Origin of the sequence: Actinopolyspora mortivallis DSM 44261 (genome assembly GCF_000384035.1) — a bacterium.
In the GTDB taxonomy this organism is placed as follows: Bacteria; Actinomycetota; Actinomycetes; order Mycobacteriales; family Pseudonocardiaceae; genus Actinopolyspora; species Actinopolyspora mortivallis.
Genome location: NZ_KB913024.1, coordinates 1251932 through 1275771, shown reverse-complemented (window position 1 = coordinate 1275771; position 23840 = coordinate 1251932). Strand labels below are relative to the sequence as shown.

Below are 23840 nucleotides of genomic sequence, written 5' to 3'. Positions count from 1 at the left end.
GGTGTCACTCCAGCGAGACGGCGAATTCGTCCACTTCGGTCACTCGGACCGTTTCGGGCCGCAGGTCCCTCGGTGTGGGCATACGTGTTCCGGGCAGTTCCACTCCGGCCGTGCCGTAGGCCACGGCGTGCCGCAGTGCCTCCGGTCCCCGCGCACCGGCGAGCAGGAACCCGGCCAACGTGGCGTCCCCGGCGCCGACGGTGCTGCGTACCCGACGTGCCGGGCTGGTGGCGTGCCAACATCCGCGGGAGTCCACCAGCACCGCCCCGGCCTCCCCGAGGGTCACCAGCACGGTGGCCACTCCCAGCTCGCACACCTCGCGCGCGGCGGCCACCGTCTGCTCCGGACCGGACAGTTCCCGTCCGACCAGCCCGGACAGTTCCGGCAGGTTCGGCGCCAGCAGGTCGGGCCGCTGCCGGCAGGCCTCCCGCAAGGGGACTCCGGAGGTGTCCACCGCCACCCTGGCTCCGGCGTTGCGCGCGGTACGCACCAGTGGCGCGTACGTCCCCTCCGGGCACCCGGCCGGCAGGCTGCCGCAGGCAACCACCCACTCCGCCCGGGCGGCCAGCTCCTCCAGACGGTCGCGCAGCTCCTCCAGCTCGACAGCGCTGAGCGCACTTCCGGGTTCGTTGACCTTGGTGGTGGTGCCGTCCGGTTCCAGCAGGGTCAGGTTGGTGCGGGTGGCCGCCTCCACGGGCACCGCCACCACGGACACGGCCTCGGGGGCCAGCAGTTCGGCGAGCCGGTCGCCCTCGGATCCCCCCACGGGGAGCAGCGCCACCGCGTCGTGGTCGGCGGCGGCGAGCGCCCGGGCCACGTTGACCCCCTTGCCTCCCGGTTCGAGCAGGGCGCGCTCCGCGCGGTGCACCGCACCGCGTTCCAGCCGGTCGAGGGGAACGCTGCGGTCCAGGCTCGGATTCGGTGTGACCGTGACGATCATGTCGACACCACGTCCGTGCCCGCCGCGCGGAGTTCCTCGACGGCCTCGGAGTCCAGTCCACTGTCGGTGATCAGCACGTCCAGTTCGGAGACCGTGGCGAACCTGCTGAAGCAGTCGTGGCCGTACTTGGTGTGGTCGGCCAACAGCACGCGTTTCCTGCTGGCGCCGACCATGGCCGCCTTGATCGCCCCTTCGGCGCTGTCGGGGGTGGTGCAGCCCCGTTCGGCCGAGAATCCGTTGGTCCCCAGGAAACCGAGATCCACGGTCAGCCGGGCCAGCACGTCTCCGGCCCAGGACTCGACCGTGGCCAGGGTGGTGCCCCGCACCCTGCCCCCGAGCAGGTGCAGATCGCAGTTTCCGCGGTGGGCCAGTTGGTGGGCCACCGGCAGCGAGTTCGTCACCACCGTGTACTCGCCTTCGGCGGGCAACATACCGGCCAGCCTGGCGGTGGTGGTGCCCGCGTCCAGCAGCAGAGTCCCCCGTTCCGGAACCAGGTCCAACGCGGCCCGGGCGATGCGGTCCTTCTCGGCCGCGCACGTGGCATCCCGCTGGGCCACCCCCGGTTCGAAGTCCAACCGTTCCAGCGGGATGGCTCCTCCGTAGACCCGGCGCACGAGTCCCTGACGTTCGAGCGCCCCGAGATCGCGCCGGATGGTCTCCGGAGCGACGTCGAGTTCCTCGGAGGCCACGGCGACGTCGATTCGCCCGTCCCGGCGCACCCGGTGCATCAGCAGTTGCCGACGTTCCGCCCCATACATGCCCGTTTTCCTCCGATTGAAGTTTGGTGTTGCCTGATTCTGCCCGTTTATATGGTGTTGTCAAGACCACATTCGAAACCGAACCGATACGGCGGGCACGCGCACCGTCCCGCCACCGCTTCTCCTGGTCTCGGGGTCCCCTCGACGAGAGCCACGGCCCCGGACATGCCACGCTGAACACCGTGCGCCTGATGCTCGTCGACGCCGCCGGACTGTGGTTTCGCTCGTACTACGCGCTGCCCGAGTCACTCACCGCCCCGGACGGAACTCCCGTGAACGCCGTCCGCGGGTTCTGCGACATGCTCGCCAGACTGCTCACCGAACGCTCCCCGGACAGAGTCATCGTCTGCCTGGACAACGACTGGCGACCGGAGTTCCGGGTACGGGCGCTGCCCTCGTACAAGACCCACCGGCTCGCCGAGCAGTCCCCGGAGGCCGAGGACGTTCCGGACACGCTCTCCCCGCAGATCCCGGTGATCCTCGACCTGCTGGGGGCACTGGGGGTGGACACGGCGGAGGCAGCCGGCTACGAGGCCGACGACGTCATGGCCACCCTCTCCAGCACGGAACGGAACGACCCCGTCGACGTGATCACCGGGGATCGGGACCTCTTCCAGCTCGTCCGGCGGGAACCCACACCGGTGCGGGTGGTCTACATCGGAGGGGGGTTGAACCGGATCCAGGACTACGGACCACGGGAACTGGCCGAACGCTACGGACTTCCCGAGCAGAACCCCGCAACGGCCTATGCGGACATGGCCGTCCTGCGCGGCGACCCCTCGGACGGGCTGCCCGGTGTCCCCGGTGTCGGGGAGAAGACGGCGGCGAAACTCGTCTCGCGCTTCGGATCCGTGGACTCCCTGTTGGAAGCCGCGCGGCACGGGGACGAGGGGCTGACCACACGCACCAGAAGACTGCTGCTGGAGGCGGAGGAGTACCTGGCCGCCGCCCCCACCGTGGTGCGCACCGTCACCGACGCGCCGGTGGTGCACACCCTGTCCTCCGACGGACGCGGGGAGATCCCCGTCGACACCTCCGCCGTGGCCGAACTGCGACGAAGCTGGGGGCTGGGCAGCCCGGTGGACCGGCTCGTGGCCGCACTGGGGTGACCGGCACGGCCCTGCCCTCCGCTCAGAAGTGCGTGCCGCACCAGGAACGACGGCGCGTCGCGAACAACCTGTCCGCCCGGGACACCGCGTCCGGGTCGGAGACCTCGATCAGGTTCGCCTCGGCCAGCGTGGAGGCACGGACCTCCCCGAACAGCAACGGGGCCAACCGGGAGACGTCCACCTCCAGCTGCGGGGGCAGTTGGCTGCGTTCGGCCCCGTCCGGAGCGATCCGGTAGCAGCCGGTGTTCTCCGGAAGCATCCGGTCACGGACCCCGAGGACCACCGGTTCGGCCGGATCGTAGCGACACCGCCGCAACAGCTCGGCCACGTCGACCGGACGCACCCACAGTTCGTCGTAGACGTCACGGATCCGGCACTGACGGCTGTCGGCCAGCCACCATTCCAGCGGCTCGTCCAGCGGACGCTCGATGGCCACCACCTCGTCGGCCAGGTCCACCCCGAGCAGGAACCACCACAGCGCCGCTGTGGCCTCGGTGTCGACGCCGTGCAGGTCCAACACCCGCAGAGTGGTGCGTCCGTCCCCGAACCGGTGGTCGTTCGCGCCGGGAACCCACACCGCGAAACCGTCGTCGGTCCCGTGCTCGTCACTGTGCACCGCGACCCGGACCCGATGGCCGTGGGTGTGCTCACGGTTCAGGTGCAGCGTCCACCAGAAGTCCGGGCGGGAGATCATCCCGGCTCCGGGGGAGTCGACGGTGCGGTAGATCCCGGCGAGCAACTTGCCGGCCTCCTCCGGGGTGAGGAGTCTGACCCGACCGCTTCCGGGAGCGTCCCGCCGGGGCCTGGCACGGGCCGTCTCCAGGGCGACCGTTCTGGACGTGGTGGCCACTCCGTAGCCGAAACGGCCGTAGATCCCCGTTTCCGAGGCGTGCAGCATCGCGGCAGCCTCTCCGCGCTCCCGCACCTGCGCCAGCTGGGCACGCATCAGCGCGGTCAGCACACCGCGCCGCGTCCTGTCCGCCCGCACCCCCACGGCGGTCACGGCGGCGGCGGGTAACTCCGCTCCCCCGGGCACCGTCAGGGAGCTGGCGAACGACATGGCGGTACCGGCCAGCTCCCCGTCGAGGTAGTCGCCCCAGACCCTGCCCGTCTGGTAGCGGGAGGAGATGATCCTCCAGGCCTCGTCCGTGGCCACGGGGGCGTGTACCGCTTCGCGGAAGAGGTCGTTCGAAGCGCGGAACTCGGATTCGGGAAGACAGCGGACGTCGTGCTCGGTCACCCCACCAGCATGCCCGTTCCCCGCGGATATTCTCGAACCGTTTTCGTCACTCGGGACTCAGTCCGGGCGCTGCACGGCGTAGGTACCGCGTTCGTCCCGCACGACCACACGCACGTACTGGTTCTCGTCCCCGACCATCACTCGGCAGGTGAAGCTGTGCCCGGGTTGAACCGGCTGACTCGGGGGGCAGAACACCGACTCGACGCCCTCCACCCCGTAGGAGTCGCGCAGGACCTGGCGCACACCGGTGCCCACCGAGTCCGCGTCGAACACGTCACGGTAGAACCAACCGGGGCTGACGAACCCCAGGAACAGCACCGCCAGGACTCCCACCAGCGTCACCGCCGGGCCGAGCGCCCACGCCCACAGCCTCCGCCCCCTGCCTCCGGAACGACGGGCGGCAGGGGGATGTGAGGAGGTCTGGGGCGGTGTGCCCTCGCCCGGGAGCGGCCCGGTCGGGGCCGGGGCGGGCACCCACGTGTTCCGCTCCGGCCGGACTCCCGCACCGCTGCGGTACGGGCCCGTCTCCCACGATCCTCCGGAGTCGCCCGGTGGAAAGGCCTGTCGTCCCCCGTTCGGGGGCGGACCCTGCGGGACGCTCATCCACCCCTCCGGTACACACCCCGTGTTGGCTCGCTCGACATCGCCATGATCCAACCACAGTCCGAGCACATTCCGACAGGCGGGCATCACACGAAGGATTTTCATGTTTCGTGCCGTCCCATCCCGGGCAGTGAAGGCCCTGTCGGAAGTCAGACCGATCCGGCCGCGACCACACCCCGGCGGATCCCCTGGATCGCCCGATGGGCGGCGGCACCGACCGGATCCTCGTGGCCGACCACCTCCCGGATCTGGTCGAGCAGGTCCACCACCTGACGGGACCACCGCACGAAGTCCCCCGCCGAGAGCTCGTGCCCCGCCGAGGCGGAAGCGGTCAGCACCTTCTCCAGCGAGTCCCCCCTGGCCCAGCGGTAGACCGGCCAGGCGAAACCCGGATCGGGCTCACGGGTGCGTTCCAGTTTGTGCCTGCGCTCGTCGTCCTCCAACTCGGCCCACAGCTCCCAGGTGGCCGACAGGGCGTCGGCCACCGGCCCCGGCGGAACCTCCGGGGCCATGGGAGCGTCCCCCCTGGACTCGTACACCAGCGAGGACACCACGGCGGCCAGCTGGGCCGGCTCCAACGCACGCCACTTGCCCACCCGCAGACACTCGGCGACCAGCAGGTCGGACTCGCCGTAGAGGCGGGACAGCCTTCGGCCGAACTCCGTGACCGGATCGTCCGGGTTGTGGGGGTCGAGATAGTGCCGCTCACCGAGCAGGGCGGTGATCCTGTCGAAGGAACGGACGAGGGAGTTGGTGGTGGCCGCGACCTTGTTCCGGAGCTGTTCGGTCTCCCTGCGCAACCGCTCGTGACGTTCCGCCCACCTGGCGTGGGTCTCCCGTTCGGCACAGCCGTGGCAGGGATGCGAACGTATGGCCCGCCGCAGACTCGCCAGCTCCTCGTCCTCCCCGGCGGGACCTCCCTTGTTCCCCCGCCGCTTCCCACCGCGCCGCACACCGCTCTCACGGAGCGTGTTCGCGAGGTGGCGCCGGGACTTCGGGGAACGGACGTCCACGTACTTGGGAAGCTTGATCCGCTCCTGCGGCTCCACGGGGCTGGTGAAGTCGGCCACGGAGACCCGACCCGCCCACCGGTCCTCGGTGACCACCAGTGGACGCGGCTCCGTCATCGAGTCCACCCCGGGGTCGATCACCACGGCCAGTCCCGAACGCCGCCCCGCGGGGATCACGATCACGTCCCCCTTGCGGAGCTTCTCCAGGGAGCGCGCCGCCTCCGCCCGCCGGGCGGCCTTGTTCTGCCGCGCCAGCTCCTTCTCCCGTTCGGAGATACGGCGCCGCAGATCGAAGTACTCGGCGAAGTCCCCCTCGTCACACCGCATCGCCTCGGCGTAGCCGTCGAGCGCCTCGACGTTGCGCTCCACACGTCTCGACTGGCCCACCACGGAACGGTCCGCCTGGAACTGGGCGAAGGACTGCTCCAGCAGCTCCCTGGCGGCCTCCACACCGACCCGACCGACCAGGTTCACCGCCATGTTGTAGCCGGGACGGAACGAGGAACGCAGCGGATAGGTACGGGTGGAGGCCAGGCCGGCGACCTGCTTGGGGTCCATGCCGGGCTGCCAGACCACCACGGCGTGCCCCTCGACGTCGATGCCCCGCCGCCCGGCCCTGCCGGTCAGCTGGGTGTACTCGCCGGGAGTCAGGTCGACGTGTGACTCTCCGTTGAACTTGACCAGGCGCTCCAGCACCACCGTGCGCGCGGGCATGTTGATTCCGAGCGCGAGGGTCTCGGTGGCGAACACCGCCTTGACCAGTCCCCGGACGAACAGCTCCTCGACGGTCTCCTTGAAGGCGGGCAGCAGCCCCGCGTGGTGCGCGGCCACACCCCGTTCCAGCGCCTCCCGCCACTCCCAGAAGCCGAGCACGTCCAGATCGCTCTCCGGCAGCGTGCTGGTGTACTCCTCGATCACCTCGCGGATCTCGGTCGTCTCCTCCTCGGTGGTCAGGCGCAGCCCCGCCCGGACGCACTGGGAGACGGCCGCGTCGCACCCCGCACGGCTGAAGATGAACACGATGGCGGGCAGCAGCTCCGCCTCCTCCAGGTGACCGAGCACATCCACCCGGGAGGGCTGCATGAACCTGTTGCCGCCACGCTGGACCTTGCGCCTACCGTTCGGGCCGCGCCGCACCCTCCCCGGAGGTTCCCCGGCGCGCCCGAGTTCCCTGGTGTGGCGCAGCAGGCCCGGATTGATCCTGAGTTCGCGGTTCTGGTCCTCGCCGCCGAACAGGTCGAACATGCGGCTGCCCACCAGCATGTGCTGCCAGAGCGGCACCGGGCGGTGCTCGTCCACCACCACGGTGGTGTCCCCCCGCACCTCGACCAGCCACTCACCGAACTCCTCGGCGTTGCTCACCGTCGCCGACAGGCTCGCCACCTGCACGTGCTGGGGAAGGTGCAGAATCACCTCCTCCCAGACGGCGCCGCGGAAACGGTCCGCCAGGTAGTGCACCTCGTCCATCACCACGTAACCGAGGGCGTCGAGGGTGCTCGACCCCGCGTAGAGCATGTTCCGCAGCACCTCGGTGGTCATCACGACCACCTGGGCGTTGCCGTTGATGGAGGTGTCACCGGTCAGCAGACCGACGTTGCCGGAACCGTAACGCGCGCAGAAGTCGGTGTACTTCTGGTTGGAAAGCGCCTTGATCGGTGTGGTGTAGAAACACTTGCGTCCGCCGGCCAGGGCCAGGTTCACGGCGAACTCACCGACCACGGTCTTGCCCGCGCCGGTGGGCGCGCAGACCAGCACACCGTGCCCGTCCTCCAACGCCTGGCAGGCCGTCCGCTGGAAGGGATCCAGCTCGAAGGACATGTCCTTCGTGAACGCGGTCAGACGTGGGTGCGCCCTGCGGGCGCGGTGCTCGGCGGGCGCCTCCGCCGGGGTCGTCGAGGCGGAGCCCGTCTCCGTGGTTTCCGTACGGCTGTCAGCCACCCCTCCAGACTTTCATACCTCACCCGGAGATGTGCCAACCGCGGTGATGTTCACCGCACGGGCAACGGGGGACGCCCCGGAGCGCCCCCCGCCACCGTCGGGACTCAGGTGGCCTCGTCACCTCCGTCGGCGGAACCGCCCGTGCTCTGCAACGCCGAGGGCCGGGTATCCACCTCGGAGGGCTGGTCGGGGTCCTCCGTCTGCTCGGCGGCACGCCTGCGTTCCTTGGAGCGGTCCTGGGCACGGCATATCAGCAGGGCGATGCCGTACAGCACGCACAGCGAGAACCCCAGCACCAGCATGGAGATCGGATCCTGGGGAGTGACCACGGCGGCGAAGATGAACAGGGCGAACACGCTCCCCCGCCACCAGCTGCGGAGCTTGGCGTAGCTGACCACGTCCGCCCTGTTGAGCATCACCATGACCAGGGGAAGCTCGAAGCTGATACCGAAGAACAACAGCATCAGCAGCACGAAGTTGATGTACTCGCCCCCGGTGAGGGCCGTGAAGAACTCGTCGCCTCCGAAGCCGGTCATGAAGGCCAGCCCCTTCGGCACCACGAAGTAGGCCAGCACGGCCCCGACCGCGAACAACACGCTGCCGATGCCGACGAACACCCGGGCGAAGGTGCGTTCGCCCTTGTGCAGCCCCGGCGCGATGAACGCCCAGAACTGGTACAGCCACACCGGGCTCAGCAGCACGGCACCCAGTGAGAAACCCACCTTGAGCTGGAGCAGGAAAACCTCGAACGGGCGGGTCTGCATGAGCTGGCACTCGCCGTTCGGCTCCAGACGCATGGTGTCCGGCAACGAGCAGTAGGGGCCGGTCATGAGGTCACCGAGGCTGGGCAGACCGAACAGCCGGTGGGAGAACCACCAGAAGCCGAATATGCCGCCGATCACCACGGCCAGCAGCGCCACTCCGAGCCGATAGCGCAGCTCGTACAGGTGCTCCACGAGACTCATGGTCCCGTCGGGATTGTGTCTGCGGCTGAACGTGCTCCGATCACGACCGAAACGACCACGGCGGCGACGCGAACTGCCTTCCACCGTCCAGCCCCCGGCTCAGTTGGCGGAGTCGTTGCGGTACGTGCTCTCGGCCGGACGTTCCCCGTTGACCTGGTCCGCCCGCTGAGCGGTGAAACCGCTGCCGTGCTGCTCACCGCTGGTGAGCTGCTGTGGCTGCTCCTGCTCGCTCCTGCCGGACTGCGAGGCGGCCTCCTCGTCCTGCTTCATCCCACGGGTCTCGGCCTTGAAGACCCGGGCGGACTGGCCCAGCGACCTGGCCAGCTGCGGCAGCTTGGTGGCCCCGAACAGGAGCACCAGCACACCGACGATCAGAACAAGTTCCCACCCACCGGGAAAACCCATGTTCGCACACCTCTCTGAAGAGCCTGCTACCGCGGAAATACTACGCCGTGCGTGCCCGTTCCCGACAGGTCCGACGGGGCCACCGTCGCCGCAGCGCCACTCCGACGCCGGCGGCTCTGGCACGCAACAACCCCGCCCTGTCCGCGACCTCGGCGACGGCTCGGGAGCGCTCCGCACGCAGGGCGCGCGCCGAACGCAGCGTTGTCCGCGACGACACTCCCAGCAGCACCAGGGCCAGGATCACCAGTCCGACCATCAGCACATACGGCACGTCCATACCGTAACTCCCTCAGGTTGACGGCAGGTGACGAGCGAGCTCCAGGGCCTCCTCCGCCCGGCTGCGCACCTCCCCGGCCAGCTCCTCGGGGGAGACGATCCGCCCCCGGCCCCCCAGACCGAGTACGAGACGAACGACCCACGCCCGGTCGGAATAACGCAGCACCACTCTGGTGTGGCCGTTCGGCAGCTCGGTCAGTTCGTCAACGGGATAGTACTCGGCGACCCAACGGGCCCGGGGAGACAGTTCGAGCTCCACGCGTGGCTGCTCCGGTGACGGGCGGAACGGCCCCCCGGAGAGGTCGGTGGTGCGTGCCTCGGCCGGTGGGCACGCGTGTTCGTCCAGTGGTTCGGCCTCGTCAACCCGGTCCATGCGGAACAACCGCATTCCCCCGGCCCGGCGACACCACGCCTCCAGATACCGCCGCCCCTCCAGCAGCACCAACCTCAGAGGGTCCACGGTGCGTTCGGTGATCGCGTCCCGCGAGGCGGTGTAGTAGCGGATACGCAACGCGGCACGCTGGCGCACCGCCCGCTGCACCGTCTCCTCCACCTCGGCCGGTACCCGGTCGGGCCTCTCGTCGAGACCGACCACCATTCCGGCGGGGTGTGCCTGCCCCGCGGCGTTCTCGATCTTGGCGAGCGCCCGACGCACCGCGTCGGTGTCGACGATCCCGGGGGTCTCCGACAGGGCCCGCAACGCCACCTGCAGGGAGGTCGCCTCCTGACCGGTGAGCCGCAGGGGCTTGCGCATGCCCGCGTCGTAGACGACGGTCACGGTGTCCCCGCTGAACGAGAGGTCGATCAGATCGCCCGGCCCGTATCCGGGCAGTCCGCACATCCAGAGCAGTTCCAGGTCACGACGCACCTGCTGTTCGGTGACCCCGAAATCGGCCGCGACCTCCGCAACCGCCACCCCCGGTCGACTCACCAGGTAGGGAACCAGCGCCAACAGGCGCGGCAACCGCTCGGCCGTGCTACTGCCCGTCATGTTCCCCTCCGAAGGCCGCCAGCGTCGCCAGATAGGCCTCGTGCACGGCCTTGCTCAGCGTTTCCGGTTCCAGCACCACGAGGTCGGGCCCGTACCCGGCCAACCACCCCGCCGCCGTCTCCGGATGCTCCAGTTCCAGCACGACCTCCTGACCGGATTTTCCGGCCAACTCCCGGTCACCGAGCACCTCGGCGTGCCGCCGCACCCCCTGGGCGCGTCCGCGGGCCAGCCACAGACGAACGGAGGTCGGTTCCACGGCGTTCGGTTCGGCACCGGTCACCAGCTCCAACAGCTCAACCCCGGCGGGAGGCCGCACGAAGGCAGCGTCGTCACCGGGCTCGACGGTGTTCACGGAGCCGAGGATCCGGGACAGCCGGAAACAGCGCGCCGCCCGCCTGTCCCGGTCGTGGCCGACCACGTACCACCGGCCGCGCCAGGCGACCACCCCCCACGGATCCACCGTCCGGACGAACGAGGCCGTCTCCCCCGGTTTGCGGTAGTCGAACCGCACCGTGCGTTCCGCGCGCACCGCGGCCAACAACGCGGGGAGGGCGGGTTCCGCGGCACGTACCCTGGGCTCGACCGGAGCGGGAGCGCCGTCGTCGACACGAACTCCCGCGGCGCGCAGTTTGCGCAGCGCACCCCGTGCCGCCGCTCCCAGCTCGGGGGACTCCCACAGTCGGGAGGCCACCGCGACGGCCGCCGCCTCGTCGGAAGCCAGTTCGATGTCGGCCAGCTCGTAGTCCCGGCGCGCTATCCGGTAGCCGTCCACCCCGTCGAACGCGGAGTTCCGCCCGGTTTCCAGCGGGATCCCCAGATCGCGCAACTCCGCCTTGTCCCGTTCGAACTTGCGGTAGAAGGCCTCCTCGCTGCCCGTGTCCGCATACCCCGGAACGATGTGGCGGATACGCTCGGCCGTCAGGTACTGACGGGTCGACAACAGGCACAACACCAGGTTGACCAGGCGTTCGGCGCGCGGGATGCCCACTGTGCCCAGTCTAGTGGGCACGGGCGGGACGGACACGCGGGGGCGGACTCCCCGTTGTCTCCTTGGTCCGGAAACCGGCGGGGATCACAACGGCGGTTCGTGACGGGCCCACGGGTGGGCCCGTTCCAACTGGGCGGCCAGGCGGAACAACATCCCCTCCCCGGCCACCGGTCCGACGAACTGCACTCCCAGCGGAAGCCCCTGCCGGTTCCAGTACAGCGGAACGGACATCGCCGGTCGCCCGGTGATGTTGGCCAACTGGGTGTAGGGCACGTGCCGCAGGTTCTCCCGTGCCACCCGGTCCACCGCCCCCGTAGAGCGCAGCAGACCACGCGCTCCCAGCCGCAGCGCCAGCTCGCCCGCGAGCCGCAGCGGTGCGGGGGTGTCCAACTGCCCGATCCGCACCGGAGGCCCCGCGAGAGCGGGAGTGAGCAGCAGGTCGTGGTGTCGGTGGAACTCGGCCAGCCTGCGGGTGTAGTCGTGCCACCTGTCCAGCAGTGCGCTGTACTCGGCGGCTCCGACGGCACGTCCTGCCGCCGCCAACAGCCTGCTGTCCTGTTCGAAGTCCCGGTCGGTGGCACCGGTGAGCCGCTTGGTCTCGTCCACGGAGGCCGCCAGTTTGACCGACCAGGCACGCAGGAAGTCCACGGCCAGGGCCTCCAGGTCGACCGGGGACTCGACCGGCTCGACACGGTGGCCCAACGACTCCAGCAGCCTCGCCGCGTCGCTCAGTGCCGCCGTGGCGTCGGGATGTGGCCGCCCCAGGGCGGACTGGCCGGTGAACCCGACGCGCAGCCTCCCCGGCTCCCGGGTGCTCTCCACGGCGAAGGAACGTTCGGGAACGGCGGGCGCATAGGGGCTCGTCCCGTGACCGCCCACCACGCTGTCCAGCGCGACCGCGCTGTCGCGCACCGTGCGGGAGACGACTCCGTCCACGGCGGCACCGTGGAAGTTCTCCGCGCGCATCGGCCCCGCCGGAACCAGCCCCCTGCCGGGCTTGAGTCCGAACACCCCGCAGCACGCGGCGGGGATCCGGATCGAGCCGCCCCCGTCGCTGGCCGCGGCCAGGGGGACCACCCCCGCCGCCACCGCAGCGGCCGCGCCCCCGGAGGAACCGCCCGGAGTGCGCTCCGGATCCCAGGGGTTGCGGCTCGGGCCGCAGGTCTCGGGTTCGGTGACCGGCTTGGCCCCGAACTCGGGAGTGTTGGTTCTGCCGAACACCACCAGACCGGCTTCCAGCCAGCGGCGCACCACCTCGGCGGTCTCCGCCGCCGGGACCCGCGCCAAGGCGCGGTTTCCGCCACCGGAGGGCTGTCCCGCCAGCTCCTGCTGAAGGTCCTTCAGCAGGAAGGGCACGCCGGCCAGCGCCCCGGAGCCGGGTTCGGCCGCCGTACGGCGCGCCCACTCCTCGGTCCGGCGCACCACGGCGTTGATACGGTCGTTGACCTGTGCGCTGCGGGCGAGGGCGGCCTCCAGCGGTTCGGAGGCCGCGAGCTCACCCCGTCGGACCAGTTCGGCCAGTCCCACACCGTCCTGGGCTCGGTACTCCGCGTACTCCACGCCGTCCTCCCGCTCGCACCGTCCGCGCCGACGACACGTCCGCAAGGAGCCGGACACGGCGCGGGTCACAACGAGTTGATCAGACGTTCCACCCGTTCGTCCACAGCCCGGAAGGGATCCTTGCACAGCACGGTGCGCTGAGCCTGGTCGTTGAGCTTGAGATGCACCCAGTCCACCGTGAAGTCCCTGCCCGCCGTCTGCGCCGCGGAGATGAAGTCTCCCCGCAGTTTGGCCCTGGTGCTCTGCGGGGGCGTGTCCTTGGCCGCCTCGATGTCGGCATCGTTGGTGGCGCGGTCCACGAGATCCTTGCGTTGCAGCATCTCGAACAGGCCGCGGCTGCGCCGCAGGTCGTGGTAGGCGAGGTCGAGCTGGGCGATCCGCGGGCTGGACAGCTCCAGGCCGTGTTTGCTGCGGTAGCGCTCCAACAGCCGGTGTTTGATCGCCCAGTCCACCTCGCGGTCGATCAACGAGTAGTCCTGGTACTCCACCGCGTCCAACGCACGCCCCCACAGGTCCATGATCCGGTCGGTCATGGGGTCGGAGCCGCGTTTGGCCACGTAGTCCACCGCGCGGCCGTAGTACTCCCGCTGGATGTCCAGTGCCGAGGCCTCCCGCCCCCCGGCCAGTCGGACGGGTCTGCGCCCGGTGAGGTCGTGGCTGATCTCCCGGATCGCCCGGATCGGGTTGTCCAGGCTGAAGTCGTGGAACTGCACGCCCTGCTCGACCATCTCGAGCACCAGGTTCACCGTGCCCACCTTCAGCAGGGTGGTGACCTCGGACATGTTCGAGTCCCCGACGATGACGTGCAGTCTGCGGTAGCGTTCGGCGTCGGCGTGCGGCTCGTCCCTGGTGTTGATGATCGGGCGGGAACGCGTCGTGGCGCTGGAGACGCCCTCCCAGATGTGTTCGGCACGCTGCGACAGGCAGTAGACCGCCCCGCGCGGGGTCTGCAGCACCTTGCCCGCCCCGCAGATCAGCTGACGGGTCACCAGGAAGGGGAGCAGCACGTCGGCGATACGCGAGAACTCACCCGAACGGCCGACGAGGTAGTTCTCGTGGCAGCCGTAGGAGTTGCCCGCCGAGTCGGTGTTGTTCTTGAACAGGAAGATGTCACCACCGATGCCTTCCTCGGCGAGTCTGCGCTCGGCATCGGTCAACAGATCCTCCAGTATCCGCTCACCGGCCTTGTCGTGGGTGACGAGCTGCACCAGGTCGTCGCACTCCGCCGTCGCGTACTCGGGGTGCGAACCCACGTCGAGATAGAGCCTGGCCCCGTTACGCAGGAAGACGTTCGACGAACGCCCCCACGACACGACCTTGCGGAACAGGTATCTGGCCACCTCGTCCGGGGAGAGCCTGCGCTGCCCGTGGAAGGTACAGGTCACCCCGAACTCGGTCTCGATACCGAAGATCCTCCGTTGCATGCCTCCACGGTAGGCGTCTTCGACGAACTCGGCGGTCCGCCGTTCGGGGACGGAAGTCACGAATTTCCCGAAAACCTCTCACGCAGGGTGTTCGCGAACGACTCGACGACCGGGTCCCGTCCCCGACACGACCTCCCGACGGCACCCCGCCTCCACCGACGGGGCCACCGGGGCCGAGTCAGCCCGCTGTGCTGCCGTTCTCCGTCTCCGAGGAGCTCCCGTCGCCTTCGGATCCGGCCGAGTCGTCGGAGGCGGAGGCGGAACTGTCCGCGTTGGTACTCGGCAACAGCTCCCGCAGGGCGGCCCCCGTGATGCGACGGAACGTACGGTGCGGCCTGGACCGTTCCAGCACCGCCACCTCGAGCTGGGAGACTCCCAGTTCCCGGGAACCCTCGCCTCCGGCGACCAGCGCGCTCACGGCCTCACGCACGGCCGGCCCCAGCTCCATCCCGTCGGTGAAGGACTCCTTCAACGCGGAGGTCACGGTCTCGGCCTGCCCGCCCATGGCCACGTACTGCGGCTCGTCCACGATGGAACCGTCGTAGGTCAGCCGGTAGAGCTGGTCCCCCTCCGGGGTCGAGCCCACCTCGGCCACGCAGATCTCCACCTCGAAGGGTTTGACCTGTTCGGTGAAGATCGCCCCGAGCGTCTGCGCGTAGGTGTTCGCCAGGGCGCGTCCGGTGACGTCACGGCGGTCGTAGGAGTAGCCCCGCACGTCGGCCATCCGGATACCCGCCATGCGCAGGTTCTCGAACTCGCTGTAGCGGCCCACTGCCGCGAAACCGATCCGGTCGTATATCTCGGAGATCTTGTGCAGGGTGGTGGAGGGATTCTCGGCGACGAACAGCACCCCGCCCGCGTACTTGAGCACCACCACGCTGCGGCCCCGAGCTATCCCCTTGCGGGCGAGCTCGGAACGTTCGCGCATCAGCTGCTCTGGCGAGGTGTAGAAGGGCATCGACACGGCTGTGCACTCCTGGCTCGAATCGTGCTGTGCCGACGGTCCGGCACATGGCGCTTGGTCCGCACACGCTGCGGTGGGGAACGTGTGACGCCCTCGGTGAGGCCACACGCGTCCGGAGTCCGAGCGACTCAGCCCCCGGGATTCTGCTGACGTCCGGCCACGACCTCCTCGGCGACGGCCGCCGTCCGGTCCTCGGACATGCGCACGGCTCCCTCCGCGCCGGTGATCGTCACCACGGTGGGATAGATCCGACGAGCCACGTCGGGGCCTCCCGTGGCGCTGTCGTCGTCGGCCGCGTCGTAGAGCGCCTCCAGCGCGTTCCGCACGGCGGCGTCGAGGTCGGCCTCCGGATCGTGACGCTTCTTCAACGCGGACTTGGCGAACAGCGACCCCGAGCCCACCGCGTGGTAGCCGGCGCTCTCGTCGTAGCGCCCGCCGGTGATGTCGTAGGTGACGATCCGCCCGGCCTTCTCCGGATCCTCGGCCGAGGTGTCATAACCGGCGAACAACGGCATGACGGCCAGTCCGGACATCGCCCCCTGCAGATTGCCCCGCAGCATGGTCGCGAGCTTGTTCGCCTTGCCGTCCAGGGACAGCGGAACGCCCTCGATCTTCTCGTAGTGTTCCAGCTCGATCGCGTACAGCCGCACCATTTCGAGGGCGATCCCCGCGGTCCCCGCGATTCCCACAGCGGAGTAGCCGTCGGTCACGTAGAGCTTGTCCATATCCCGTTGCGCGATGATGTTGCCCATGGTGGAACGACGGTCTCCGGCGAGGAGCACACCGCCGCGGAAGGTGAGCGCGACGATGGTCGTGCCGTGGGGCGCCTCCACCGAAACATCGGTGTTCTCGTTGATCTGCGGCAGCAGCTCCGGGGAGGCCGCTCGCAGGAACTCCGTGAACGACGAGGATCCGGGGGTGAAGTACTCGGGGGGCAGGGCCTGACCCGGATGGTTCCGAGCCGAGCTGGATTCCATGGGCGACATCGTCTCCTGCTCGAAATAGCTGGCGTCACATGTTCCGGTTCGCACACGTCACAGGCGGTGCGTACACGTGTCGGTCGGCCCGGCGGGCCGACCGACACGTGTCTGAGGACCTATTGTCCACCCTTCTGCACGTAGGCGCGGACGAAGTCCTCGGCGTTCTCCTCCAGAACGTCGTCGATCTCGTCCAGGATGGTGTCCACGTCCTCGTCGAGTTTCTCGCGGCGTTCCTGTCCGGCGGCTCCGGCGCCGGTTTCCTCGTTCTCCTCGTTGTCCCCGCCGCCGTGCCGCTCAACCTTTTCCTGGGACATCTCGCCTCCCGGTGGTCTTGTCGAGGATGTCCGCCGGCCCGGCGTCCGCCGGGCCGTACCGGTGCGGCCCGGAAGCCACCGCCTCCGATCCGCACACCGGGAACATCCTGGTGTGAACACTACCTAGTCAACCGGCCACACGCCCAGGTCCGAAAGATGACTTTTCGATCTCCCCCGCCCGGGGAAGCCCGGCTCGCTACCGTCCGGTGAGCGAGTCCACCAGTTCCTCGGCGCTGGCGGCGGACTCCAGTAACTCGCCCACATGGGCCTTGGTTCCCCGCAGCGGTTCCAGGGTGGGGATGCGCACCAGAGAGTCCCGTCCCAGATCGAAGATCACCGAGTCCCAGGAGGCCGCGGCCACCTCGTCGGGGTAGTGCTCCAGGCACCTCCCCCGGAAGTAGGCCCGGGTGTCCTCCGGTGGGTTCGTCACGGCCTGCCGCACCTCCTCCTCGGTGAGCAGGCGCCGCATCGAGCCGCGGTTGACCAGCCGGTTGTACAGCCCCTTGTCCATACGCACGTCGGCGTACTGCAGGTCGATCATGTGCAGCCGGGGGGAGCTCCACCCGAGGTTGTCCCTGGCCCGGTAGCTCTCCAGCAGCTGGAGCTTGGCGGGCCAGTCGAGCCGGTCGGCGCAGTTCATCGGGTCCTGCCCCAACAGGTCGAGCGTCTCTCCCCACGTCTCCACCACCTCACGGGCCGACTGCCCACCCCGGGAGTCGACGTGGGCGGCGGCGCGTTCGTGGTAGGCACGCTGCAGGTCCAGGCCGGTGAACCGCCTGCCGTCGGCCAGTTCGACCTTCTGACTGAGCTGCGGGTCGTAGCTGATCAGGTGAACGGCCTTGACCGGGTCGGCCAGCCTGAGATCGTCGAAACGGTGCCCGGCCTCGATCATGTCGAGGACCAGGGCGGTGGTCCCCATCTTCAGGTAGGTGGCGGTCTCGGCGAGGTTGGCGTCACCCAGGATCACGTGCAGCCTGCGGTACCTGTCCGCGTCGGCGTGCGGCTCGTCCCTGGTGTTGATGATGCCGCGTTTGAGGGTGGTCTCCAGCCCCACCTCGACCTCGATGTAGTCGGCGCGCTGGGAGAGCTGGAAACCCGGTTTCTCCCCCACCTGGCCGAGGCCCACCCGCCCGGAGCCGCAGACGATCTGCCTGGAGACGAAGAACGGGGTCAGCCCGGTGATCACGGCCGTGAACGGGGTGTCCCGGGAGCACAGGTAGTTCTCGTGGGTGCCGTAGCTGGCGCCCTTGCCGTCGATGTTGTTCTTGTAGAGCTGGATCGGTGAGGTTCCCGGCACGCTGGCCGCGCGTCGCGCCGCTTCCTCCATCACCCGTTCACCGGCCTTGTCCCACAGCACAGCGTCCCGGGGGTTGGTCACCTCCGGTGAGGAGTACTCCGGGTGGGCGTGGTCGACGTAGAGGCGGGCCCCGTTGGTCAGGATGACGTTGGCCGCACCCAGATCGTCTCCTTCCGAACCGTTGCTCTGTGCCGTGGACGCCCCCATGTCGAAGCCACGGGCGTCCCGCAGCGGTGACTCGACCTCGTAGTCCCAGCGTGCGCGTCGCGCACGTGGGACGTCGGCCGCCGCGGCGTAGGCCAGCACGATGTGCGTGGAGCTCAACACCGGGTTGGCCGTGGCATCCCCCGGCACGGTGATCCCGTACTCCACCTCGGTTCCCATGATCCGGCGCATAGTACTCAGCCTACGGATTCCACACGACGAACGAATCCCTAACGCGAGGCCGTGGCCGGAACAAGCCCCCCACCGGAGCACTGCCATCCTCGAAGGGTGACCGACGGTGACGAATCGGTGGCGATCTACGACCGGGAAGGCGCAGTGACCGGTTCGGCCCCTCGGGGCAGAATGCGCGCCGAGGGGCTGTGGCACGCGGCCTCCTCGGTGCTGGTTCGCTCCCCCGATCTGCGCTCGGTCTACGTGCACCGCAGAACGTGGGACAAGGACGTCTATCCGGGCGCGTACGACTGCTGGGCCGGTGGTGTCGTCGCGGCCGGTGAGTCCCCGGACCACGCCGCGGCCCGGGAACTGGCCGAGGAACTCGGGGTCCACACCACCCCCCGGTTCCTGTTCCGCACCCGCCACGAACGGGGGACGGTGCGCTTTCACGCGTTCGTGTACGAAACCTGCTGGGACGGGCCGGTGGTGCACCAGCCCACGGAGATCGCCGAGGGCTGGTGGATGCACCTGTCCGAGTTACGGGAGCGCCTGCGGGATCCGCACTGGCCGTTCGTGCCGGACGGCAGGCAGTTCGTCGAGGAGTGGTTGACCTTCCACGGCCTGGGGTGAGCGCGACCGGCCCGTCCACCGCCGTGGGACCGTGGCGGTGGACGGGCCGGGCATCCGTTCCCGGCTCGGCGACCCGTTCCACCGGGACCGCCTAGTGCCAGGGCAGCGCCGAACGCTCTCCCCAGTAGGTCGCCGGGTCGCCGGCCGCGGCCGCCAGCTCGTCCAGGTCACGTTCCTCCAGCGTCAACGAACACGCGAGCAGGTTGCTACGGAGCTGCCCCACACTGGCCGCCCCGAGCAACACCGTGTCCGCCCACGGCTGGGCCAGCACGTGTGCCAACGCCACCGCGTCGGCCCCCACACCGTGCCGTCCCGCCACGGAGGCGACCGGAGCAGGAGGTCGCACCGCCAGTCTGCCGTTGGCCAGCGTCTCCTTGACCAGCACCCTCCATCCGCCTTCGTGGGCGTAACGCAGTGCCTTGCCCGCGGAGGGCTCCAGGGAGTTCCAGGTGGACTGCACCGCTCCGAACAGCTGCTCGCCACCGACCCGCAGGTCCCAGGCCGCCTCGATCGCGTCGGCCTGTCCCGCCCCGGTGGTGGAGATTCCCAGCAGCATCCCGCTGTCGCGGACCCTGGCCAGTTCCCGTTGCAACTCGGTGTCCTCGAACAGGGGGCTGTCCCTGGTCAGGGAATGAACCTGGTAGAGGCGCAGGTGCTCGCCGAGCGTCTCCCTGGTGGCCGGCCACTGCTGGCGGAACCGTTCCAGCGAGTGCTCCTTGACCTCGTGAACCTCGGTTTCGATCCGCCACTCGGCGACGTAGGCGTAGCCCCACTTGCTGGAGACCACCACGTCGGCGTGACCTCGCTCCCGCAACCACTCGGCCAGGAAGAGCTCGGCGCTGCCGTAGGAACGCGCGGTGTCCACGTGGCGGATCCCCGCCGCGTACGCGGCGTCCAGCACCTGCCTGGTGCGCTCGCGCATGGCCTCCACCGTGCGCGGGCCCGGCAGCACCTCGGCCCGCCCCACGTTGATGTAGGCGGGCCGTCCCAGGGCGGCCAGCCCGACACCGAGACGTTCCGTGGGAGCGTTCGCCACACCCGTCATGGGCCGTAACGTACCCCGCCGGGGCCTGCCACGACAGCGCGAGACGCACGCGGGGCGCCGTCCGTCGGACGGCGCCCCGACGTCCCACCGGGAACGACCCCGGCGGGGACGGTGTCACAGGTACTGACCGGTGTTGGTGGCGGTGTCTATGGCCCGCCCCGACTCCTGGTTCTTACCGCTGACCAGGGTGCGGATGTAGACGATCCGCTCGCCCTTCTTCCCGGAGATCCGTGCCCAGTCGTCCGGGTTGGTCGTGTTGGGCAGGTCCTCGTTCTCGGCGAACTCGTCGACGATGGCGTCCTGCAGGTTCTGGATCCGCAGGCCGGACTGGCCGGTTTCTATCGCCGACTTGATCGCGGCCTTCTTCGCCCGGTCCACGATGTTCTGGATCATCGCGCCGGAGTTGAAGTCCTTGAAGTACAGGACCTCCTTGTCCCCATTGGCGTAGGTGACCTCCAGGAAACGGTTCTCGTCGGTCTCGGCGTACATCCGCTCCACGGTGGTCTGGATCATCGCGTCCACACAGGTGGGCTGGTCACCGCCGAACTCCCGCAGGTCGTCCTCGTGGATGGGGAGGTCGCTGGTCAGGTACTTGGCGAAGATGTCCTTGGCCGACTCCGCGTCGGGCCGCTCGATCTTGATCTTCACGTCCAGTCGCCCCGGACGCAGGATCGCGGGGTCGATCATGTCCTCGCGGTTGGAGGCGCCGATCACGATGACGTTCTCCAGCCCCTCGACACCGTCGATCTCACTGAGCAGCTGGGGGACGATCGTCGTCTCCACGTCCGAGGAGACACCGCTGCCCCTGGTACGGAAGATCGAGTCCATCTCGTCGAAGAACACGATCACCGGTGTGCCCTCCGAGGCCTTCTCCCGGGCACGCTGGAAGATCAGCCGGATGTGACGCTCGGTCTCACCCACGAACTTGTTCAGCAGCTCGGGACCCTTGACGTTGAGGAAGTACGACTTCGCCTGGCCGTCGGCGTCCCCACGCTGTTCGGCGACCTTCTTCGCCAGCGAGTTGGCCACGGCCTTGGCGATGAGGGTCTTCCCGCACCCGGGCGGGCCGTACAGCAGGACACCCTTGGGGGGAGCCAGCTTGTACTGGAGGTACAGCTCCGAGTGCAGAAACGGCAGCTCGACGGCATCCCTGATCTCCTCGATCTGGTTGCCGAGCCCGCCGATGTCCTCGTAGCGGACGTCGGGCACCTCCTCGAGGGTGAGGTCCTCGACGTCGGCTTTCGGCACCGTGTCGTAGGCGTAACCGACCTTGCTGTCCACCAGCACCGAGTCACCGGACTTGAGCCCGGCCTCCACCAGGGGTGGAATCACCCACACCACGCGTTCCTCGTCGGTGTGGCCGGTGACCAGCGCGCGCCGCGGCTGGTCGGTCTCGGCGCTGGGAAGCAGTTCGCGGAACGTACACACTTCGCCGGTACGTTCGAAAGTCCCGGCCTCGACCACGGTCAGGGCCTCGTTGAGCCGGACCGACTGGCCGAGTTGCAGCTCCTCCACGTTCACGTTCGGCGATACGGCAACGCGCATCTTCCTGCCCGAGGTGAACACGTCGACCGTTCCGTCCTCGTACCCGCAGAGGAAAACCCCGTATCCGCTCGGGGGCTGGGCGAGTCGGTCGACCTCTTCCCGCAGGGCGGTCAGCTGGCTGCGCGCTTCTTTGAGGGTCTCGGTGAGTTTTGCGTTCCGTTCGGTGAGCTGGCTCACTCTCTCGGATGCCTCGGCCAGCCGCTGCTCCAACAACCGAACCTGCTGGGGAGACTCGTTGAGCCTGCTGCGCAGCGAGGCTATCTCGTCCTGCAGGGCGCGGATCTGTTCGTTCTGGTCCGCGCTGCCGCGGGCACCCTGCCCAACGGCCTCCTCCGGCCGGTTGTCGGGACGGTCGTGCTGCATATCGGCACCCTCCTCCCGTGCTCGTACCACCACGGTACCGGCGATCAACGACAACGCGAGGTCATCGCATCCCGCCAGGCGCCCCAGAGTGCCACAGAAAACGGCCGTGCCACATGAACCACACCACGTCGGTAACCTTCCCGTCACGGGACTCCGCCGCAGCGACGATCACGGTGTGTTTCGTCCCGTTAGTCCGTTCGGGAGAACGGAGCGGAACCCAGGACGGTCGTACCGCTCCGACACACACCTGCTGTCGCCACATCCCGGGTTCGTGGAGAGGCGGCGGACATCTGTGTGGTATCCGATTCGTAATACGGTTCCGCCAGCTTTCCCCTCTCCTGCTTCCACTGAGTGGGAAGAAGTTCGCCGATTTCTCCCACATCATGGAAACACGCCGAGGTTCGGCGAACTCGGGAACACGCTGTGCCCCGACCAACTGGACACGGAAGATGTCCTCCGAAAGGCGAAGGCGGTGACACAGCGTCCGGATTTCGGGGGAATTCCCCGACTCCCCCTGTCCACCGAAAGTACTTCTGATCTACTTGAGCGGCCGATCGTGTCGACCAGTACGTCCTCGTTCGGGGAGGATCCGATGTCCCACCCGCCACCGTCACCCGTCCCCTGGGACCCCTTCCGGCAGACCGGATCCGCGACGTCCCCGGGCCCGCGCGGTCCCGCCGGCGGAGTGGGAACTCCCAGCCCATGGGGACGATTCCCCGGGGAGAACCCGCCACCCCGACCGCAGGAGCCCCATCCCGAAGGCCGGGACGCCCGCTGGCAGAACCCGGCACTCGGTCCGCACCGGCGCTTCGACCACGAACAAATTCCCCCCGAACTGGACCCACCGCCACGCAGACCACGTCGGAGGGGCCGGTACGCGGCTTCGGCCACGCTGCTGGCCGCGGCACTGCTGGGTGGTTACTTCCTGGTTCCCACCGGACCGGTGGACCCCGGAAACACCGCCGCACGGCTGGTGGACAAAATCAACTCCGGACGTTTCGCCGCGTTGGACGAGGAGCTGTGCGCGGCGAACTCGACACGACTACGACGGCAGATCGAACAGCTCAGCGCTGGTCGGTTTCAACTGAGCCTGGGGGAAGTCACCGCCCACGACGCCACCGCCACGGTGGAGTTGACCGGAACCTACTTCCTGGGGGGGACGTCCCAGCGGGTCGATCAGACCCTGGGACTTCGCCTGGAGAACGGCGAGTGGAAACTCTGCGATCTGGCCCGTTGACGAACCGACGAGACGCGGCACGACCGTCGAGAGAAGGAAGACGATGACATACCCGCAGCAACCGGGGCAGCACGACCCCTGGGGACAGCAGAACCCGTACGCCCCCTCGGGAGGCCAGTTCCCCGCCGGTGCCGAACAGCAGTGGGGACAGCAGTACGGTTCGAACCCCTACGCACAGCCCGGGGGGCAGTACCCGGCCAGTGGACAGCAACCGGTCTGGGGCGGTCAGCCCGGCGGCCAGTACCCGCCCTCCGGACCCCAACAGGGCTGGCCCCAACAGGGCTGGGGTCAGCCAGGCTGGGGTCAGCCGGGATACCAGCAGTACCCGGGCCAGCAGTTCCCCTACGGTCAGCCCACCGGCCCGACCGGAGGCGGAAAATCCAAGCTCCCCTGGATCCTCGGCGGAGTCGGCGGCGTCGTTCTCATCGGCGCCGTCGTCCTCCTGGTCGTCGCGTTCACCGGCGGAGGAAGGGGTCCGCAGGAGCTCGCAGAGCGTTACACGGAACTGGCCCAGCGTCAGTTCGCCGCCCCCGAGCAGCCCCTCGGCGACGAGTTCAGCAGCCTCGTCTGCAGCGAGAAGCGGTCCGAGTTCGTCAAGTCCCTGGAGGACATGCGGCAGGAGACGGAGAACATGACCAACCAGCAGCTCGAACAGCTGAAGAAGGTGCGGGTGGAGCTCGTCGACGTCACCCACCAGGACGACACCGGCGAGTTCACGATGAAACTCTCCCTCGACGGGCGGAACCAGGACCCCTTCAGGAACACGATCCGCATGAAGAAGGAGAGCGGGGAGTGGAAGGCGTGCGGCAACGCGGGCGACAGCATGGGGTGACCGGGAACACCGGCTCGTCCCGCTCCGGGAGTGCCGCGCCCACAGGAG

At 69.0% G+C, this 23840-nt stretch carries 22 protein-coding genes; 4 read left to right on the top strand and 18 right to left on the bottom strand.

The features are described from left to right. Nucleotides 1–4: 4 nt before the first annotated feature. Both pfkB and ACTMO_RS0106265 read right to left on the bottom strand, forming a co-directional pair. Complete coding sequence (gene pfkB / locus ACTMO_RS0106270) at nt 5–940, bottom strand: 1-phosphofructokinase (RefSeq protein ID WP_019853817.1); 936 nt, start codon at nt 938–940, stop codon at nt 5–7. After that, nucleotides 937–1698: a DeoR/GlpR family DNA-binding transcription regulator gene (locus ACTMO_RS0106265; RefSeq protein WP_019853816.1), complete on the bottom strand. Its 762-nt coding sequence runs from the start codon at nt 1696–1698 to the stop codon at nt 937–939. Before ACTMO_RS0106265 ends, pfkB begins: the two co-directional genes overlap by 4 nt. A gap of 191 nt (nt 1699–1889) precedes the next feature. On the opposite strand from ACTMO_RS0106265, the gene ACTMO_RS0106260 reads away from it, so the two are divergent. Beyond that, the gene (locus ACTMO_RS0106260; RefSeq protein WP_033401754.1) at nt 1890–2807 is read left to right on the top strand and encodes a 5'-3' exonuclease; all 918 of its coding nucleotides are present in this window, start codon (nt 1890–1892) and stop codon (nt 2805–2807) included. Between the two features lie 22 nt (nt 2808–2829). Here the strand turns inward: ACTMO_RS0106260 and ACTMO_RS0106255 are convergent, their stop codons facing one another. From ACTMO_RS0106255 to dop, 14 genes are all read right to left on the bottom strand, one after another. Then, nucleotides 2830–4047, bottom strand: coding sequence for a GNAT family N-acetyltransferase (locus ACTMO_RS0106255; RefSeq protein WP_019853814.1), 1218 nt, complete (start codon nt 4045–4047; stop codon nt 2830–2832). A 57-nt stretch (nt 4048–4104) separates the two neighbouring features. Further along, the gene (locus tag ACTMO_RS22280; RefSeq protein ID WP_084792068.1) at nt 4105–4650 is read right to left on the bottom strand and encodes a DUF4333 domain-containing protein; all 546 of its coding nucleotides are present in this window, start codon (nt 4648–4650) and stop codon (nt 4105–4107) included. 149 nt (nt 4651–4799) lie between these two features. Beyond that, a complete protein-coding gene (locus tag ACTMO_RS0106245; RefSeq protein ID WP_019853812.1) occupies nt 4800–7598 on the bottom strand; it encodes a DEAD/DEAH box helicase in 2799 nt (932 codons plus the stop codon). A gap of 104 nt (nt 7599–7702) precedes the next feature. Beyond that, on the bottom strand, nt 7703–8563 hold the full coding sequence (gene tatC, locus ACTMO_RS20460) for a twin-arginine translocase subunit TatC (protein WP_019853811.1): 861 nt from the start codon (nt 8561–8563) through the stop codon (nt 7703–7705). 99 nt (nt 8564–8662) lie between these two features. After that, nucleotides 8663–8968 carry a Sec-independent protein translocase subunit TatA gene (tatA, locus tag ACTMO_RS0106235; RefSeq protein WP_019853810.1) on the bottom strand — a complete coding sequence of 102 codons (306 nt, stop codon included), beginning with the start codon at nt 8966–8968 and terminating at the stop codon, nt 8663–8665. Between the two features lie 40 nt (nt 8969–9008). Beyond that, nucleotides 9009–9245, bottom strand: a complete 237-nt coding sequence (locus ACTMO_RS0106230; protein WP_019853809.1) for a hypothetical protein — start codon at nt 9243–9245, stop codon at nt 9009–9011. A 12-nt stretch (nt 9246–9257) separates the two neighbouring features. Further along, a complete protein-coding gene (locus tag ACTMO_RS0106225; protein WP_019853808.1) occupies nt 9258–10235 on the bottom strand; it encodes a helix-turn-helix transcriptional regulator in 978 nt (325 codons plus the stop codon). After that, a complete protein-coding gene (locus ACTMO_RS0106220) occupies nt 10222–11223 on the bottom strand; it encodes a helix-turn-helix transcriptional regulator (protein ID WP_019853807.1) in 1002 nt (333 codons plus the stop codon). The genes ACTMO_RS0106225 and ACTMO_RS0106220 overlap by 14 nt, the downstream gene beginning before the upstream one ends. A gap of 84 nt (nt 11224–11307) precedes the next feature. Beyond that, the gene (locus tag ACTMO_RS0106215; protein ID WP_019853806.1) at nt 11308–12783 is read right to left on the bottom strand and encodes an amidase; all 1476 of its coding nucleotides are present in this window, start codon (nt 12781–12783) and stop codon (nt 11308–11310) included. Nucleotides 12784–12848: 65 nt separating this feature from the next. Beyond that, nucleotides 12849–14207 (bottom strand): Pup--protein ligase, encoded by a 1359-nt coding sequence (pafA, locus tag ACTMO_RS0106210; RefSeq protein WP_026448935.1) that lies wholly within the window; start codon nt 14205–14207, stop codon nt 12849–12851. 178 nt (nt 14208–14385) lie between these two features. Next, nucleotides 14386–15171 (bottom strand): proteasome subunit alpha, encoded by a 786-nt coding sequence (prcA, locus tag ACTMO_RS0106205; protein ID WP_019853804.1) that lies wholly within the window; start codon nt 15169–15171, stop codon nt 14386–14388. 128 nt (nt 15172–15299) lie between these two features. Continuing rightward, complete coding sequence (prcB, locus tag ACTMO_RS0106200; RefSeq protein WP_019853803.1) at nt 15300–16148, bottom strand: proteasome subunit beta; 849 nt, start codon at nt 16146–16148, stop codon at nt 15300–15302. 119 nt (nt 16149–16267) lie between these two features. Beyond that, nucleotides 16268–16465: a ubiquitin-like protein Pup gene (locus tag ACTMO_RS0106195; RefSeq protein WP_019853802.1), complete on the bottom strand. Its 198-nt coding sequence runs from the start codon at nt 16463–16465 to the stop codon at nt 16268–16270. A 196-nt stretch (nt 16466–16661) separates the two neighbouring features. After that, a complete protein-coding gene (gene dop, locus ACTMO_RS0106185; RefSeq protein WP_019853800.1) occupies nt 16662–18158 on the bottom strand; it encodes a depupylase/deamidase Dop in 1497 nt (498 codons plus the stop codon). 96 nt (nt 18159–18254) lie between these two features. Between dop and ACTMO_RS0106180 the strand changes: the two genes are divergently transcribed. Beyond that, nucleotides 18255–18770 carry an NUDIX hydrolase gene (locus tag ACTMO_RS0106180; RefSeq protein WP_019853799.1) on the top strand — a complete coding sequence of 172 codons (516 nt, stop codon included), beginning with the start codon at nt 18255–18257 and terminating at the stop codon, nt 18768–18770. A gap of 91 nt (nt 18771–18861) precedes the next feature. On the opposite strand, the gene ACTMO_RS0106175 is transcribed toward ACTMO_RS0106180, so the two are convergent. Together ACTMO_RS0106175 and arc are read right to left on the bottom strand one after the other, a co-directional pair. After that, complete coding sequence (locus ACTMO_RS0106175; protein WP_019853798.1) at nt 18862–19815, bottom strand: aldo/keto reductase; 954 nt, start codon at nt 19813–19815, stop codon at nt 18862–18864. A gap of 114 nt (nt 19816–19929) precedes the next feature. Beyond that, on the bottom strand, nt 19930–21723 hold the full coding sequence (arc, locus tag ACTMO_RS0106170; RefSeq protein ID WP_019853797.1) for a proteasome ATPase: 1794 nt from the start codon (nt 21721–21723) through the stop codon (nt 19930–19932). A gap of 592 nt (nt 21724–22315) precedes the next feature. Here arc and ACTMO_RS0106165 point away from each other — a divergent pair. Together ACTMO_RS0106165 and ACTMO_RS21895 are read left to right on the top strand one after the other, a co-directional pair. Next, nucleotides 22316–22960 (top strand): hypothetical protein, encoded by a 645-nt coding sequence (locus ACTMO_RS0106165; RefSeq protein WP_019853796.1) that lies wholly within the window; start codon nt 22316–22318, stop codon nt 22958–22960. Between the two features lie 43 nt (nt 22961–23003). After that, nucleotides 23004–23792 (top strand): Rv0361 family membrane protein, encoded by a 789-nt coding sequence (locus tag ACTMO_RS21895; RefSeq protein WP_019853795.1) that lies wholly within the window; start codon nt 23004–23006, stop codon nt 23790–23792. Nucleotides 23793–23840 lie beyond the last annotated feature (48 nt).